The organism is Paenibacillus sp. HWE-109, from assembly GCF_022163125.1.
GTDB lineage: Bacteria > Bacillota > Bacilli > Paenibacillales > NBRC-103111 > Paenibacillus_E.
The window spans coordinates 2,413,465-2,430,947 of sequence record NZ_CP091881.1 but is presented as its reverse complement, the minus strand read 5'-3'; the positions used below and the strand labels follow the sequence as shown (position 1 = coordinate 2,430,947).

The following is a 17,483-nucleotide window of genomic DNA, read 5'->3' as shown; positions in this document are numbered from 1 at the left end:
TCCGTGCCTTTAGACAACTGCTTTATGACGAGCGACGTGTTTCTGATCAGGTCTTCCGACAGAGTAATAATGAATCCCCGTCCCGTCGATTTGCTCGCGTGTGAATACGTTGCGCCCATCAATCAAGATTGGCTTCTCCATGATGAAAATAAGTTGTGTCAGCGGAGCTGCCTTGAACTCTTCCCAGTCGGTCAGTAAACAGACAGCGTCTGCCCCGGTAGCCGCTTCCAACGCTGATTCGCACCATTGAATGGCCGGATGGTCGATATGGGCTCTGAATTTATCCATTGCGATCGGATCGTACAGCTTCAGACGTGCGCCTGCTCTTATCAAGGTTTCTACGATTTCAATCGACGGAGCATAGCGGATGTCGTCTGTGTTCGGCTTGAAGGACAATCCCCAAATCCCAATCAATTTGCCCGATAAGTTCCCTAGAGAACCTTCTAGTTTCGTAATAATTTTATATCTTTGCGATTTATTGACTTCAACGACTGACTTCAGCAATTGGAATTCATAATCCACATTGCCGGCAATTTGAATCAAGGCATCTGTATCCTTCGGAAAGCAAGAACCGCCATAGCCGATGCCTGCATTCAGGAAGGAAGCTCCGATTCGGCGATCTTGCCCCATGCCTTTCGCCACTTCGGTGACATCAGCGCCAACCTTCTCGCAGATATTGGATATTTCATTAATGAACGAAATTTTTGTTGCTAAGAAGGCGTTCGAAGCATATTTGATCATTTCCGCGCTGCGAATACTCGTGACGAAGATTTGATCCGTGAATGGTTTGTGAAGTTCAGTCAAGGGCTCGGTTAAAGTCAGATTATCCAAACCAATCACGATGCGATCTGGCTCAAGTGTATCCTGGATGGCAGAGCCTTCGCGCAGAAACTCCGGAATCGACACCACATCGAAGGATTCCAACGTATTCATCGCGAGAATCATTTGAATATGCTCATTGGTGCCAACTGGCACCGTGCTTTTGGTAGCAACGATTTTGTAACTATTCATCGCTTTGCCGATTTCTATCACGGCTTGCTCGATATATTGAAGATCCGCTTCCCCATTCGGCAAGGATGGCGTCCCAACAGCGATAATAATGAGCTCTGATTGACGGATCGCCTGGGCAAGATCCGTTGTGAACGACAATCGGCCTGCCTTTTGATTGCTTTCCATGAGTTCTTCGATCCCCGGTTCAAAAATAGGCGATACCAGATTTTGCAATTTCTCAATCTTCTGCTTATCATGATCAACACAGATCACATGATTGCCTTTTTCAGCAAAACAAACCCCGGATACTAACCCCACATACCCTGTTCCGATGACTGCTATTTTCATACGATCAATGCCCCTCTCTAAATTGTTGGTAGGATGTACTCATATACGTTTTCAACTTATCCATGAACGTTTTCTCGTCAAACTTCTGAGCGTGGCCGATAATTTGTTGGACATCCCATGCATGGTTTTCCACGTCGCGAATTGCGCCAAGCAAATCCTCAACCTCTTGCCGCTTGAAAAACACTCCATTCACATGCGGCACGATCGTATCTAATGCTCCACCAGCCTGGTAAGCTACTACAGGTCTGCCGGCCGCATTGGCTTCAAGAGGCGTAATACCGAAATCTTCTTCCCCCGGGAAAATAAGCGCGCGGCATTCGGCCATCATTTTGGTCACGACACGATCCTCCAGCCTTCCCATGAAATGAACATTGGCTTTGGCCATGGCTTTGAGCCTGGCTGAATCCGGCCCTTCTCCAACAATGTAGAGCGGAAGACCATTCTTATTGAACGCCTCAACAGCCAAGTCAATTCGTTTGTAAGAGACCAAGCGCGACACGATTAAATAATAATTCCCGATCTCCTTCGAACTATGGAACCGTGAGGTATTAATCGGCGGGAAAATAACGTCAGCGTCGCGTTGATAGTAATTCCGAATGCGATGTTTCACGACGGAAGAATTCGCAATAAATTGATTCACGTTAGCAGACGTTTTTTGATCCCAATGCTTCAACCTGTCAATATAAATTTTCAGCAGCCTTTTCATCACACTGGATTTCGTTTGCCGCTCCATGTAAGTATCATAGTCCCATGCAAAGCGCATAGGCGTATGGCAATAACAGAGATGGAACGTGCTCTTAGGGACTTCGATGCTCTTCATGAAAGCGCTGCTGGAGCTTAGAACAATATCGAATTCCCGGAAGTCGAAATCTTTGATGGCAAATGGATACAGTGGAAGCATTTCTTTGAAGTGGCTCTTCCCCCCAGGCATCTTCTGCAGCCACGAGGCACGTATATCTGCATCTCGAAGCTCGTCCAGCAATCGATGGCTGCTGAACATGGTTGTATAGATGGGGGCATTCGGAAACATTTGGTGAAAGACCTCGACAACTCTTTCAGCGCCGCCCATTTGAACCAAATAATCATGCGCAATTGCTATTTTCATTTGATCCATCCTTTATTTACTCGGGGATTAATTACGTATTAGCAATTAATCCAGCGTAGTAATGGGTGATTTGGGTAACGGTTTTTTCTATGACAAAGTGTTGTTCCACACGTTTCAGGCCATTCTCGCTCATTCGACTGCGCACATCTGGGTTCTCCAGCAGATAGCGAATCGCTTCGGCCAGCAGCTTGGGATCACCTGGTGTGATGAGCAGTCCTGTTTCTCCAGGGACGACCGTTTCCCGCGGACCACCTTCGTTGGAAGCAATGACTGGCAATCCGGCTGCCATTCCTTCCACAATGACTTGACCGAAGGGCTCCGGCGTGATGGAAGTATGAACTAGAATGTCAACTTTCTGCATTAAGGCTTGAATGTCGTCGACATGACCAAGCAACTTGACATTGTATAAGTGATTGTCAGCCATTTGCTGCAAAAGCTGCTGTTTGTAGGCATCCTCTCCGAAAAGAGCATCCCCTGCCAGCCAAAACTCGACTTGTGAATCGTGCAAGAACGTCTTCGCAGCTTCGAGCAGAATATGTTGACCCTTCCACTCTGCTAATCGACCGACTAGCAGAATGATGTAGGACTTCGTATTTCTATCTACGGACTTGATCCGATTCGGAGCGCGCAATTGCTGGGCATAAGCCGAATACACGACAAGCGTTTTCTTCGATTTGGGCAATTGCAAAGCATCCAACGTTGAATTGGAATTAGCTATGACGCCATTGGGCAGCATGCGTGACAGGAACCGAATCGCCCGGGCAACGATCGGTTTGAGATACGGAACACCGATATGATCGCGGATATGCCAGATCAGCGGAACGCCGGCAAACTTAGCTGCCACAGCGCCATAGAACGCCGATTTCAAAGAATTCGTATGCACGCAGGCAACCTGCTCTGCACGCAGCAGCTTGGAGATTCGCTTGCCGTAAGTGAAGAGTTCCAGCGCGCCGAATACGGCATCCAAATTGACGGCATTGCGATTGCGGTTCCTCACTTTATCACTTAGAGGTACGACACGGACATCAATTCCTTTATCCCGCAAGCGCTGGACTAGCGCGCCGTCCTCCGCTACAATAACCAGGGGTTTCACTTCATCCCCCAAATTCGTAATTAAATTGTATAAGGCAACTTCGCCTCCGCTCCATCTAGCGGTATGATCCAAATACGCTATTTTCAACATCCTTCTCATGTCCTCCTTTTCGTTCAGCCTGAACCCGAGGTGAACGGTTGCGGCCATAAGCAATTAGATGATTATCAATGACGGATCGGAAAATACCTTCCACTTGGTCGGACACTCGTTCCCACGTGTAATTCTCCAGCACATGATTTCTACATTGTTCGGCAGTAGGCCAGTGATCTTGATTCTGCAAGCTGCGAATTAAGCCAGCCGCCATATCCTGGCTGCTTTTGCCTGCGAACAGCAGCTCCGGGCGAAATTTCTGCAGAATTTCACGATTGCCGCCGACGGGGGTAGCCATTACCGGCACACCAGCCGCCATAGCTTCAACCGTGATCAATCCGAATCCCTCCAACGCTTGCGAGGGTACAACGAACAGGTCTGCGGCTTGATAGTAATCTGCCAGTTCATGATCCGGCACATACCCTAAGAGTCGAACACGAGACTCAAGTCCGTATTCGGCAATTTTCTTCTCCAATTCTTCTTTCAACGGCCCCTTGCCGCCTAATAGAAGAACGGTATCCGGTACTTCACGTACAACCTCCTTCCAAGCATCGATAAGTTGAAGTAATCCCATCCGATTGACCAATCTTCGCAGCGTCAATACAGCTGTTGTTCCTTCTGTTATATGAAGTCTTTCTCGTATTGCTTTACGCTCGGTGGAAGGCTGGAATCTAACAATATCAGCGGCACCTGGTACGATATGGATCTTTGTAAGCGGAATTTGATAATTCTGATGAAGAATGTCGCGAAAGGTTTCACTTAATACGATGAAAGCATCGGCATATCGATAAGCTTTCATCTCCATATTCTTGGCGATCCGGGTTTTCACCCAGTGTTTAAGGCCCTTGCCCTCAAGCTTAATCTCTTCACTCCATGGACCGTGAAAAGTCATTACGACCGGTATATTGCGTTGTTTGGCCTCCATGGCAACCCCAGTACTATAAGGGGCAAAATGGGAATAAACGATATCCACATCCTGATTGTCCATCAGCCAAGCAGCATGCTGGCGAAAAGCATCACGCCTTTTGCTCAGTTTCAACTGCGTCTTGGCTACATTCGTAACTTGAAGCCCTTCTTTCACAACAGGCTTCTCACTGCTGCTAACCAAAGCTTGCAGATCATGATTCTCAGCTAAAGCTTCATTAATATGTTTGAAATACGTGTTAAGTCCACCTGGCTGCGCAGAAGGCCATCCCATTCCGGTAGAAAGAATTCGCAAGCTATTGTTGAATCGCATAAGCACTTCCCTCCTTAATAGGTTCGCCCTCAGGCTTTTTCGTTTTTTTGCGAACTAACTGCAATTCGTACTGTTTTAAACAAACCAGAAACTCATACATGCCCCAGAAAAGTGCTACAGCCAGTCCCGGAACTCCTTTTCTATATAACCCTTGAAAAATATATTTCTGCACAAAGCGCAATGGCGGCCGCACCAGCATGCGTAACAAATTAAATCTCTTCCCCAAAGCGACGGCGCCTTCTGCTTCCAAATCCGTATACTTATTAAACCTTTGAATATGATCATGAATGCTGCGAAAGCCATAATGCCATAAGATACCAGGCAGCAAGGAAACTTGATCCTGTTGCACATCCGGAGTTTCATGTACAAGACTATCCTTATACTGAATCTCTGTCCGATTATACAGCCGAACCAATCGTTCTCCTTTCCCCATCCAACGTCCCAAAAAGTCACCAATGCGCAAGACGGAGTAGGCTTTACTCGTATCCGACAAATCAAATTTCAGTTCCCGAATGGCCGCCGCAAGTGTTTCGCTGACTACCTCATCCGTATCGATGACGAATATCCAATCATAGGTGGCACGATCACTTCCATAAATACGCTGCTTCGCGTAACCGGGCCATGCATTGGTGTATACCTTACAACCTAATTGTTCCGATACACGGACAGTTCCATCCTGGCTTCCCCCGTCAATGACAACAATTTCGTCTGCAAACGACTTGCAGGATTCAATTGCACTGCCTATTCTCGATTCATCATTCTGCGCGATGATGACAACAGAGAGGCCATTCTTTCCCGCAAGGTCACGTTGGTGACTCATTTGATTCGCCCCTTTCCCCCAATTTCAATCCGACTGTTTACTTTTATTGGCCGATATTGCCTTGAGCAACCAGCGAATATCCGCTTTATTTATGAATAATTTAGGCAGTTTTGTTTTTAATGTGAATTTCACATTGATGAGAATAAATAAGAAGCGTAAGACGCCTGAGGATAATATGGCGATACCTGCTCCGAACAAGCCAAATTTCGGGATTAAGAACATCAGCAGCGGGATGACGATTAGTAAGCCAAGCCCCTGCAGAATGGTCACGATTTTGGGCTTGCCCAAAGCCATGAAGGCTTGCGCCAGAACCATCGTTCCACCGGATATGGAAACTTCCAGCAACAACATACGAAAGACGCTAATGGCTTCTTTGAAATCCGAACCATACAGAAGCGGCATAATGAGTGGTGCCACGAGCATAATGCAGAGTGAACAAAACAGTGCAATACAAGTGCTTAGCCGGTACACACGGAAGGTCATTTCCACAACCTGATCCTTAGGAAGACCAGATGCTTTGGGAAACAAAACGACAATAATCGAAGTCGAGAAGATATTGACCACACGCGATAAGCTAACAGCTACAGCATATAAGCCAAGCTCTGCAGGATTCAACAAACCAACAATGACAATTTGATCGATGTAATAAGACACATTGCCCATCAAATCATTGCCATAAGAACCAATCCCATATCGAATCAACGTACGGAAGGATTGCCAAGCATCCTTGATTTCAAAACGATACTGCTTCAACAAACGCGCCGTTGTCCAAACATAAAACGGCAGCGCAGGAGCTAAGTAGGCAACGGCAGATGTGAATGGCGTCATCATTTTGGTCACGATAAGAATTCCCAGAATGACGAGTGTACTAAGTGGAATCAGAAACCGCAGTCGGTTGAACAGCTTGTACTCGCCTCTGACTTGCATCATTGCGTTATTAATTTGCGACAACACGATTAATGGAACAAGCAGCATAGACCATTGCGAGAATAAAACTACACTGTGTGAGTAAGTACCGAGCCAGTATGGCAGAATCAGGACCCCAACGATGAGTGCCAGCACACCTGCCATCAGCCCCATCAGGACAGCGGTCGTGTACAGCTTGGCGGAATCTTGTATATTCTTCTTGACGTTGTAAATAATCGCGGAAGGGATGCCAAAGGTGAAGCTGAAGGCAAGAAACTGAGACCACAACACCATAGCAGCTTGCTCCCCCCTGCCGGAAGGTCCAAGAAATCGTGCCGTCAAGATGCCCGTCAACATGTTAATCAATAGAATCAACACGCTGAAAAACATCGTTTTAATCGAACTTGCCATATGACCTTTACTGGAATAAAACGACTTTATGATACCTAGAAGCGGTTTAGAGCGAATTATCTTTAAATCGACCGGTTGCTGCATCCGTTCGTTGCCTCCTTTCTTGCGTGTTCATACGATGCGCCATAATCCCAATCCCAACAACCAACCATAGTAGAAAGCCTTTTAATCCTGTATAACCATTTTCGAAAATGAGACACACGATACTTCCCTCCAAGGCGGATAAAGCAAGCCGTGTATAAGGGTTTAAACCGCCGGTTTCTTTTCGTTTGGAGATCAAATACTTAATAACAAGCCAAAGTCCCCAGAAGAATAAAATCCCCCCGATAATTCCGAATGTTAGGAATATCGCTACAAAACCATTATCAAAAATACCATATTCACCGAGCGCACCATCATTGCTCAGCTTGGTTCCAACCCCAATGCTCCCCAGCCCTAGACCCTGCGGCTTCGCAAACAACATGGGGAACACCGTATGGAAGAAATCCAATCTTTCATTATAGGAATGATCATCCTGGATCGCAGTCATCGTGTCCAAGCGAGCTACAAGACCCTGAGCACCTGGAAGTTTGGGAATAATGAAATACATCGCAGCGATAACAGCGGATAATTGAGCCAGCAATTTCCACTTCTGCTTTCCGGCCGATACGGCGGTGTAGATGGCTATATCAATGAACAGCATGACCCAAGCGGAACGAACGAGAGTAATTAATAACCCTACGGTGACGAGAATGACGCCAATCCAACCTAACGGCCCCCGCCATCTTTTCTCCAGAATCATAGGCGCTAGCGCTGTTCCCATATACATACCAGCGGGTCCTGGCGAGTTCAGAAACGAGAACACGCGAATCTCAAGCGGATAAGGTTGACCAATCGAAGTCATTTCCACATGATTCATCCAAAAAGCATCCCAAGGCGGTACCACAATATATTGGATAATGCCGTAGACCGCAATGAGGATGGCTGTATTGGAAAAGGCGACCAGCAAGCGATCCAAATCCTTTTTCTCAAAGTTACTCAAGGCCGCATACGGAATTAACAGCATCGGTATGAGATAGTTAGCTAAATCATAAAAGGTTCCCATCCCATTCTTGGTCATCCCAATTAGGCTTCCATACAACAAGGCGATACAAAAGTAAATCAACAAACGTTTGAGTGCGGATTCTAACTGATGTATTTTCGATAGGATCGGAATGATAACGACAGCACTTGTCAAAAGCGGCGCAATACTTAGTAAAGATACCGAATGATAGGTCCCTTCCATCCAATCCTCAAATCTTCGTATTTCGGGACAGACAACCCAGACCAGCAATAGGTAGGGGATTAGTTTGCGGGAATCCAATAAAGCGAGCATAAATGCCGGAAAGATCAGCATAGCCAGCATAGCAATTTGCGATTTGTTCTCATGACCTAACGTGGCGCTTCCATAGCCGATGACTAGAGAAACAGCCAAGGCTCCAACTAACCAAGCCATTGTGGCTCTGCTTGCATATAGGGATACAAAAGGATTGCGTGCTCTCAACGTTCTCATAACGGATAGCTCCTTGCCGATTTCGTTCCTAGAGTGACAGGTTTCTGTGTCGCTACCAGCAGATTACTCATTTTGCTTGGATAATCCATTGTTAACTCCCGTCCCCTCCCTTTTCAGCTTAAAATGCTTCTTCCATTCCATCCAGAGCATAACGATAAACATGGAGTCATGAATCAAATACCGTTTCCACAATCTCCGAGGCTCCTGCGCCAGACGCCAGAACCATTCAAAGCCTGTTTTTTGCATAATATTGGGAGCTCTCTTCACAGAACCTGAGAGGAAGTCAAACGTAGCTCCTACTCCGATTGAAATCGGCACTTGGTACGCTAAGTAGTTTTCATAAATCCATTTTTCTTGCTTGGGCGCGCCAACCCCGACGAAAACAATGTCAGGCTGCGCCTTAATCAACATTTGAACTATCTGCTCATTCTCTTCCGCTTTTTTCTCGAAGCCATAGGAAGGCGAGTAATAGCCAACAATATTGAGCGCTGGGAAGGATAATTTCAAATTTTTGATCGCCAGCTCCGGGATCCCTTCCGCAGACCCCAAGAAAAACAATTTGTACTGCCTCTTGGCGAATGCTTCACCTAACTTGGCGAATAGATCGGAACCGGATACTTTCTCCTTCAATGGCTTTCTCAACATCTTGGAAGCCCAGATAATCGGCATTCCATCCGCTACAATTGCCCCTGCCTCTGAATAGACTTTCTGAAATTCGACATCCTTCCTGAGCTTGATCAAATGATCGACATTGCAAGTCAAAATGTAAGAATGGCTTCTCTGGCGAATTCTCTCGTCCATGAAGGCAAGCAAGTCCAGGAAATCATAATTATCAAAATTAACATCGAACATAGTCACTCTACTCATCTAATCACTTCTTCTTTTTTCGGATTTGTCGTTGATTGGATATACAAACCGTTCAAATACCAACAGAAAGGAATGATAAATTGGACCGTGGATAACGTATTATCAGAAAAGGAATATAGGAAGAATCCCAGAATAAAAGTGGCATAATACACTTTAATTTTGGACGGTATCACTCGGTAAATCATTACGAATACGATCAATAAAGAAAGAAAAAGAGCGATACTCCCCGTATAGCCGGCATCATAATAGAAGCGAATATACTCATTGTGCGGAACAACAAATCCTTCGTATAAGCTGCCATCGTTGGCAACCGTCACTGCCCCCAAACCTCTGCCTGCTAGGGGAGAATCCTGTACACCTTTTAGAAAATACGTCCATGCTTCTGTTCGTCCGGATAAGTCTATACCTGTTCCTGTTTGGCGTTCGAAGGAACGCTTCGTCATATTGTCCCATTGCACATACACGGCTCCGCCGATCAAAGCCAGGGAGCAAACTAGCGGCACGATCAAAATCAATTTGCCTTTGATATATTGTTTGACCATATCGTAGAAATAATAGGCAGCCATAGCCAGCATCGCGAGGATAGGCCCTCTTGTTCCTGTTGCAATCAAAATTGCAAAGTTAGAAGCAAGCGTGCAGTAATAAAATTTGGCTCGCGACGGATCACGCTTGGTCTCCATCAGCCCAATCGTAATGCCCAGAAAAGCCAACATGGCCAAATGCGGCGCTATATTCGCTCCCTGCACTCTAACGGCTCCTGTAAACTCAACGTTTAAGAAGGAATACAGATGAGCTAGCTGCAAGACAATACCGGTTGCTACGCTGATCAGGGGCAATAAACAAATAATTTGAATATGCCGCTGCGCCGTTTCCCTCTTCCATTTGATCATTAGGAAAAAAAAAGGCAATGTTAGCCCGATGAATGCTTTGACGGTGAGCGATGTCGTCAATCTTGGATGCCAATCGGAAAAAAAGAAGGTTAGAAATAACATCAGCATGAACGCTGCGATCGGATACATGAACTTTAAGCGCAACCCGTTTTGCAGCATACAGGGCACCAAGAGAATTAGAATACCCAGCTTGTAGAGTGAGATGATTTCCAGACCGCCTACACTCGCTGTAATAATATAATTGACCGAGATAGCCGTAGAAATAAGGACAGGGTAGCTGACGATTTCCGGGTTGCGAACCGACAAGGCAAGCAGGAGAAGGACAGCCATTCCCATCAGGCTAATCAAAGGCTGATACACAGCTGCGATTCCCATCACAATGGCGATACCTAGGTAGCCGACACCGTAGTACACTGGCTTTTTCACATGTAAGGAAAGTTCTGTCATATGCGCCCTCACCTAGTCAATTGCATGTTATTGCGTTTACGCATCGTATCAAGTGTGCCACGAATACTCTCCATACGGCAGGCAACAAGCAGTTTCTTCCCTGCGGACCGAGCACATAAAGCCTCTCCTGCAATGTAAACCACTTTCGCTGCCACTTTTCCAAGCAAAATGAGCTTTGCAACATTCCCTTTATGCATAGAGCCATTCGTGACCCCTTGATAGTAGTACCTTTTCTTAATCCAATCTTGTGTTAAGCGGCTGTCCGGGATGAAGTGATCAACGATCATATCAGGATGATACAGAATTACTTTCCGCTGTTTCTTCATTTGTTCGAATAACCATGATTCTTCTCCGGATAGCAGCATGTTTCCGATCCGTCCCAGGTGGGTAGGAAAGTAGTGAGCCACCAAAAATGATTTCCTGATAGCCATATTCGCCCCAAAAGGATGAAGCGTGACTGGATATTCCTGTTTCTTGGGTCCCAAATCAACGATGGTATAGGGCATTTCTAAACCTTTAATCAACCACTCAGGACGTTCACTTTCAAAATTCGGACGAATCCGGCCGCCCATCGCCTCGACTTCCAACTGTTCACCAAAGGTGGTCAACATGGTACGAATCCAGACCTTGCACGGGATGGCATCATCATCAAGAAATGCGACAATGTCTCCTTGAGCTTGCTCGATACCGCTGTTTCGTGCTGCCGACAATCCTTGTTTTTGTTCAAATACGTACTGAACACGCAAGATGCCAAGATAACGCTGAATGAATGTATCAGCAACATCTCGGGTATGATCCGTGGAATTGTTATCCACAATCAGAATCTCAGTTTGATCCAAATCTTCAAGGGCAAGAATGGACTCTAGCGTAAGATGCAGAAGATCCGCTCGATTAAACGTACAAATGACGATAGATATACTAGGTTTGGACTGGTTTCGTACCATGGCTATCCTCCCTTCGTTACTTCCCTGGTCTTAGAATGCGTCTTTGGAGCCTAGCAGAACGAGAACCGTTTTCATCACGATTTTGATATCAAACAACAAACTGCGATGCGTGATATAGTTCAAATCGAGCTCAACCATTTGTTGAAAGCTCACATTGCTTCTTCCACTTACCTGCCATAGCCCTGTGCAACCCGGAGTTACCGTTAAACGCTGCTTCTCGTAGGGCGTATATTCAGCAACTTCATTTGGCAAAGCCGGCCTAGGGCCAACCAAACTCATATGGCCGATAAATACATTCCACAATTGCGGCAATTCATCAATACTTGTCTTCCGGATCAGGCGGCCTACACGTGTCACACGGGGATCGTTTTTCATTTTGAACATAGCGCCTTCAACTTCGTTTTGCGCCAATAATTGCTGTTTGAGCTCTTCGGCATTGGACACCATCGAACGGAATTTATACATGGGAAACAGAACTTCATCTTTCCCGACGCGATTCTGTTTGAAGAACACAGTCCCTTTGGGATCTTCCACTTTGATCCAGATCGCAATGACAGCGAACAATGGTATCAGGAAAAGCATCCCGAGCAAAGAAAGTACGATATCGAGCATTCGCTTGACGAACAAATAGGATGTAAGGCTCTTCCCGCGAGGGATTTTCGCAGCTTGATAATAGCTTTGCTTAGGGCCTAAATACTCATAATCCTCCTGCAGTTCGCGCAAACTCATTATCGACACCTCCCAGATGATCCAGCATCGGTTGATATTTCTCTTTGATTAGAATTTCAGCCATAGCTTCCATCACATCGAAGCGAAGATCCTTGCTTTCCATTGCAAAAGCCATTGTTGTAAGAATGTAACCCAAGCGCTCGCCAACATCATAACGGATACCGTCAAAATGGTAAGCTAGAACGCGTTCTATTTGATTAAGCTTCTGAATAGCATCCGTCAGCTGGATTTCTCCGCCTGCGCCTTTCTCCTGAAGCTCCAAAAATTCAAAGATTTTAGGGGAGAAAACGTATCTACCCATAATGGCAAGATTGGAAGGCGCTGTTCCCAGCTTAGGCTTTTCAACAAAATCATTGACTTGATACAACCGGTTATTTTGCACACCAGGATCAATAATGCCGTAACGGTTTGTCAATTCTGGCGGCACGGCCTGCACACCAATGACAGAATTTTCAGTTAATTCATATTGCTGAATGAGCTGTTTTAGACATGGCACCCGTCCTGTGACGATATCATCCCCGAGTAGAACTGCGAATGGTTCATTGCCGATAAATCTTCTGGCACACCAGACAGCGTGTCCCAACCCTTTAGGTTCCTTCTGACGAATATAATGAATCTCCACTTTGGCAGAACGCTGCACTTCTTTCAGCATCTCAAGTTTGCCTGACTCCAAGAGCTTGTTCTCCAATTCAAAAGCGTTATCGAAATGATCCTCGATCGCCCGCTTCCCTTTACCGGTCACAATAATAATATCTTCAATACCGGATTCAATGGCTTCTTCCACGATGTATTGGATAGTGGGTTTATTGATGATAGGGAGCATCTCTTTGGGCATCGCTTTCGTGGCAGGCAGGAATCTGGTTCCCAGTCCCGCAGCCGGAATAATTGCTTTCTTCACCGTTTTCATCTAATCTCATCCTCCTATCGATTATGGAAAGTCCAGCCTCTCTATGATTGATTGAACACAATGCCGAGCATTCTTGCTCCCGACTGTTCAAGCTGGATTCTAGCCTGTTTCGCCCATTCGCGCTTGGTCTTGCCATTCTTCGCGACCAAAACGACTCCGTCGCTATACTCCGTCAATAAACTGGCATCGGTGTAATCCAGCGTGGATGGAGAATCCAAGATGATTACGTCATATTGCTGTTTCAATTGAGCCACGAGTTCAGCCATTTTCACCGATCCCAGCAGCTCTGACGGATTTACGGGCTGGCCGCCGGCTACGATGAGCTCAAGACCTGGAATGCCGCTTGCTGTTACAATGTCCTGCTGAGCCATGCCTTTGGCAAGTCCCTGCAGCAACCCTTTGTTATTTTTCACGCCAAATACGTCATGAAGCGATGGCTGGCGCAAATTTCCATCGACGAGGACAACGGCTTTGCCCTCTTGTGCATAAGCGATAGCCAGATTGGCCGCAGTCGTTGTCTTACCTTCTTGTGATTTAGGAGAAGCAATCATGATTATGATGCCTCTAGCCGTTGGTACAAGCTTCTTGTACCTTATGGCTGTCCGCAGTGCGCGATAGGATTCTGATACCGGCGATATCGGGTCGAACTCGGTCACAAGCGCATTACTTAACTGTGGCATACGTTTGTTCTCCCACCTCTCTGGACGCTGCTTTGGCTGGTTTGCCGATCTGATTCTTCTTGATCGTACCGATCGAGCTCAGAACTGGCAGTCCAATGCTGTGTTCAGCTTCTTTTTCAGAGCGAATCGTGTCATTCATGTTTTCCAAGAAGAAAAACACGCCAATCGCCGCCATTGCCGATAGAATGAAGCTGACGGCCAAGTTGATTGCCACACTCGAATTAATTGGCAACGGCTTGACTGCTGGATCGGAAGAAGAAAGGATTTTGACATTATTCATATTCATTAAGCTTGGAACTTCACTTATGAATGTGTCAGCGAGTGCTTTCGTAATCACAACCGCTTTGTCATAGCTCTTGTCTTCAAATTCCATTTTGATGATCTGCGTCTTGTCCGTTGAACTCACTTTGAGATTCTTCAGCAATTCCTTTTGCGTCAGATTGAATTCAGGGTGATTTTGCAGCAGTAGATTAATCGTATGATCCGATTTCATAATTTCCTTGTAGCTTTCAATCAAATTCAAGTTCATTGACACTTCGTTCAGATCGATGGCTTCTTCGCTCTTAATGCTGCTGCTAACCAACACTTGTGTGTTTGCCTTATATACCGGCTCGACGAATGTCTTGCTGACGTAAAAGGTGGTCAAGCAGGAGAGTAGAACGAACAACCCAATCATCCACAGTTTTTTGCGAATGAGTACGAAGTAATCCAGCAACGATTTCTCCATGACACCCTCCCGAAAAAAAGTTTGTAATTCTAGTTAAACTCCATTGATTTTTAAACTTGTCTAAGCTATTATTGGTGTAATGAAAGCGTTTCATTTCTCTTAGCCCTCGCCTACTCTCTGTCATCAATCACTCCTTCAGAGGAGCATTCCTCCCTTTCTTTCGACAGGATCAGCAGTTGATCTGTCCCAGACATAGGATCGTGTCAAAAGGAAGAAAGCATGCCGCTTTTTGTCAATTATTTGGTTATACTTAAAGCTTATCTGAATTCCCGTGATTATGATATTACTCAATATTGTGATTTTTGGGTCTATTTGGTATATACCCCTTTGGCTATATGTAACGAAACGATGGTATACTTTAGGACCACAAAAGCTTAGTATTCTACTGAAAACTGCCGACCAACCCTTTGGATTGCGCTAATAAAGCTGCTTGTGTACGGTCATTCACGCTTAATTTATTAAGTATTTGACTGACATGCTTCTTCACAGTAAACTCCGTAACCATCAATTTCTTGGCCATCCCTTGGTTGGACAGCCCTTCCCCGAGTCCGATCAACACTTCCCGCTCTTTCGGCGTAAGCTTGCTGATACTGTCCTCATCTTCTTTCTTGAACATCATTTCCATCAACCCTGGATCGTAATATTTCTTGCCTTTGAAAATCAATTTGATTGCAAGCAGCAATTCTTCCGGCAGCGCTTCTTTCAGCACATAGCCATCAGCGCCTGCCGCTTCAGCTCTCCTGACATCTTGCTCCATAGTCGATGAAGTAAGAATAATGCTTCGGCAGGATGAATCCCGAATTTGTTCAACCACTTCAATACCGGAGCGATTTCCGAGCTTGAGATCGACAATTGCCAGATCTGGCTTCGTTCGCACAATTAAGTCTACAGCCTGCTCCACCGTTTCTGCCTCGCCAGTAACTTCCACATTATTTTCGAGTTTTAATACGGCTGATAATCCTTTGCGCACTAATGGGTGATCATCTACGATAATGACTTTCACAGTAACACCTGCTTTCGTTAGAATGGGGGTTTACTTGGTTTAGCCCATCGCTTGAAGCTCATCCGGTACCTTCTGCTCGTGATGTTGAATGGGTAACTCTACTTGAATATGCGTACCTTTGCCTTCGTTGCTGGTAATGACGATTGTTCCGCCCAATGCATGGACTAGCAATTTCATATTGTTGACACCAAGACCCGATGATAACGGGTCGGACAACCTTTCAGTGACGGAGAAGCCACGCCCGTTATCCAGCACAGATAAGTGGATCCCACTAAGTTTCATGCTCAACTCCACATAAATTTGAGAACTGCTGCCATGACGAATCGCATTGCCTGTTGCCTCCGAAATAATGCGGAACAACGCCTTTTGATAATTAAGGGGCAGTCCATGGTCGTCGCCAGTCACTTTCAGACTAACTTTGACCGCATGCAATTTAGACAAACTGTCCAGATGTGATTTGACCGTTGTTATCCAGAAATTACCGCCATTTTTCCTGGAGCTCAAACTATAGATCGTTGAACGTAGCTCTTGGGAAGCCGCAACAGAGGATTCTTGAATGACCTGGAGCTGCTCTTTGATCTGCTCTGCCGTAATGTCTCCCCATTTGCGGTTCAACGAATGCACCGCATACACGATGCCAAACATATATTGCGAGACACTGTCATGCATCTCGTCCGCAATCCGGTTCTGTTCCTCAATGATCATTAATTGATTCTCAATCCGCTCCAACTGGTGTCTTTCCAGGATGACAGCACACAGCTCGGACAGGAAATATAGCTGCTTAACGAACCAATGCCTGCCTTCTTCGTAACTGGAGCGCTCAATTTTCACCCCCATCACACCCCAGAACCGGGTTGAGGATTTAATCGGAATCACCAGAAATTCACCTTGTTCCGGCATCGTCATCACCATACAACTGTCGAGTTGTCTTAGTTCTGCTACATTGTCTTCAATAGCCGCGCTGAGCGCAGCTTCAAGTCCTTGCGGTGTAATTCCTTGCGTAATAAGTCGCTCGTCACGTTCTTGTCCATTGACATCCCAGAAGAAGGCCATTTTCAATCTTGTCAGCTTGAGCGCGAATTCGGCGAAAATCATTTTCAAATTTTCGGATTCGCTATGCGTCGCTGCCTCTACGATTTGATAAAGCGACTTCATGTGCTCCATCGTTTCGGTCGATCTTGCATTGGCAATTTCCAGTCTGGTTTTCACGCCGACCAGCAGTTGAATGGATAAGGTCATGAACAGCAGCACGAGATAAAAATGATTGTCATTCAACAATATTTGACCTAGGGTCTCGTGATTTCCGTTAACGAAGAAGTAGGAAAACGCGGTGATGACTAAAAAATAACTGATCATCATACACCAGCAATACACCGAGGATAGATAACTGGCAGCCATCCAAGCTGGATTGAATACACACCATAGGAATGGACTTTCCATGCCGCCGCTGAGCAGATGCAGAATCATCATACCGGCCATTTCCAAGCCCACAGTTATTTTGATCACCTGCGAAGCTTGTCTGCTTTTGGTATACATGTCTGTAATCCATTTGGCGAATAAAAATAAAGAGAGAATAATACAGATCTTCACGCCCATCGGAGGGCCTCGATCCTCAATGGCATAAACTAACGATGTCACGGCTAACGTAATATAACGATACAAGTAAAAGACTCTACCTTCACCTGAGAACAATCTTCTCATAGGAATAACCCATCCCTCACCTGATATTTAAATATTTACAGACGTATCCCTTCGTAT

At 45.7% G+C, this 17,483-nt stretch carries 16 protein-coding genes; all 16 read right to left on the bottom strand.

Translation table 11 applies throughout. The annotated features are described in order from the left end of the window. Nucleotides 1–9: 9 nt before the first annotated feature. The 16 genes from LOZ80_RS09890 to LOZ80_RS09815 all read right to left on the bottom strand — a co-directional run bounded on the left by LOZ80_RS09890 (nucleotide 10) and on the right by LOZ80_RS09815 (nucleotide 17,426). Nucleotides 10–1,338: a UDP-glucose dehydrogenase family protein gene (locus LOZ80_RS09890; RefSeq protein ID WP_238171271.1), complete on the bottom strand. Its 1,329-nt coding sequence runs from the start codon at nucleotides 1,336–1,338 to the stop codon at nucleotides 10–12. A gap of 4 nt (nucleotides 1,339–1,342) precedes the next feature. Next, entirely contained in the window at nucleotides 1,343–2,443 is a 1,101-nt protein-coding gene (locus LOZ80_RS09885) for a glycosyltransferase (protein ID WP_238171270.1), read from the bottom strand. 31 nt (nucleotides 2,444–2,474) lie between these two features. Then, complete coding sequence (locus LOZ80_RS09880) at nucleotides 2,475–3,626, bottom strand: glycosyltransferase (RefSeq protein WP_238171269.1); 1,152 nt, start codon at nucleotides 3,624–3,626, stop codon at nucleotides 2,475–2,477. Continuing rightward, on the bottom strand, nucleotides 3,592–4,863 hold the full coding sequence (locus LOZ80_RS09875) for a glycosyltransferase family 4 protein (RefSeq protein WP_238171268.1): 1,272 nt from the start codon (nucleotides 4,861–4,863) through the stop codon (nucleotides 3,592–3,594). The genes LOZ80_RS09880 and LOZ80_RS09875 overlap by 35 nt, the downstream gene beginning before the upstream one ends. Next, complete coding sequence (locus tag LOZ80_RS09870; RefSeq protein ID WP_238171267.1) at nucleotides 4,847–5,683, bottom strand: glycosyltransferase family 2 protein; 837 nt, start codon at nucleotides 5,681–5,683, stop codon at nucleotides 4,847–4,849. The genes LOZ80_RS09875 and LOZ80_RS09870 overlap by 17 nt, the downstream gene beginning before the upstream one ends. A gap of 24 nt (nucleotides 5,684–5,707) precedes the next feature. Next, entirely contained in the window at nucleotides 5,708–7,084 is a 1,377-nt protein-coding gene (locus LOZ80_RS09865) for a lipopolysaccharide biosynthesis protein (protein ID WP_238171266.1), read from the bottom strand. Then, on the bottom strand, nucleotides 7,047–8,531 hold the full coding sequence (locus LOZ80_RS09860) for an O-antigen ligase family protein (RefSeq protein WP_238171265.1): 1,485 nt from the start codon (nucleotides 8,529–8,531) through the stop codon (nucleotides 7,047–7,049). Before LOZ80_RS09860 ends, LOZ80_RS09865 begins: the two co-directional genes overlap by 38 nt. Before the next feature lie 63 nt (nucleotides 8,532–8,594). After that, on the bottom strand, nucleotides 8,595–9,398 hold the full coding sequence (locus LOZ80_RS09855) for a WecB/TagA/CpsF family glycosyltransferase (protein WP_238171264.1): 804 nt from the start codon (nucleotides 9,396–9,398) through the stop codon (nucleotides 8,595–8,597). Next, nucleotides 9,395–10,735 (bottom strand): O-antigen ligase family protein, encoded by a 1,341-nt coding sequence (locus LOZ80_RS09850; RefSeq protein WP_238171263.1) that lies wholly within the window; start codon nucleotides 10,733–10,735, stop codon nucleotides 9,395–9,397. Before LOZ80_RS09850 ends, LOZ80_RS09855 begins: the two co-directional genes overlap by 4 nt. A gap of 8 nt (nucleotides 10,736–10,743) precedes the next feature. Beyond that, nucleotides 10,744–11,679, bottom strand: coding sequence for a glycosyltransferase (locus tag LOZ80_RS09845; RefSeq protein ID WP_238171262.1), 936 nt, complete (start codon nucleotides 11,677–11,679; stop codon nucleotides 10,744–10,746). Between the two features lie 30 nt (nucleotides 11,680–11,709). Then, entirely contained in the window at nucleotides 11,710–12,408 is a 699-nt protein-coding gene (locus tag LOZ80_RS09840; RefSeq protein ID WP_238171261.1) for a sugar transferase, read from the bottom strand. Then, nucleotides 12,377–13,315 (bottom strand): UTP--glucose-1-phosphate uridylyltransferase GalU, encoded by a 939-nt coding sequence (gene galU, locus LOZ80_RS09835; protein WP_189018191.1) that lies wholly within the window; start codon nucleotides 13,313–13,315, stop codon nucleotides 12,377–12,379. Before galU ends, LOZ80_RS09840 begins: the two co-directional genes overlap by 32 nt. Nucleotides 13,316–13,356: 41 nt before the next feature. Then, nucleotides 13,357–13,995: a CpsD/CapB family tyrosine-protein kinase gene (locus tag LOZ80_RS09830; protein WP_238171260.1), complete on the bottom strand. Its 639-nt coding sequence runs from the start codon at nucleotides 13,993–13,995 to the stop codon at nucleotides 13,357–13,359. Beyond that, the gene (locus tag LOZ80_RS09825; RefSeq protein ID WP_238171259.1) at nucleotides 13,979–14,722 is read right to left on the bottom strand and encodes a YveK family protein; all 744 of its coding nucleotides are present in this window, start codon (nucleotides 14,720–14,722) and stop codon (nucleotides 13,979–13,981) included. Before LOZ80_RS09825 ends, LOZ80_RS09830 begins: the two co-directional genes overlap by 17 nt. Nucleotides 14,723–15,104: 382 nt before the next feature. Continuing rightward, entirely contained in the window at nucleotides 15,105–15,725 is a 621-nt protein-coding gene (locus LOZ80_RS09820; protein WP_238171258.1) for a response regulator, read from the bottom strand. A gap of 39 nt (nucleotides 15,726–15,764) precedes the next feature. Then, nucleotides 15,765–17,426: a sensor histidine kinase gene (locus tag LOZ80_RS09815; protein WP_238171257.1), complete on the bottom strand. Its 1,662-nt coding sequence runs from the start codon at nucleotides 17,424–17,426 to the stop codon at nucleotides 15,765–15,767. Nucleotides 17,427–17,483: the final 57 nt, after the last annotated feature.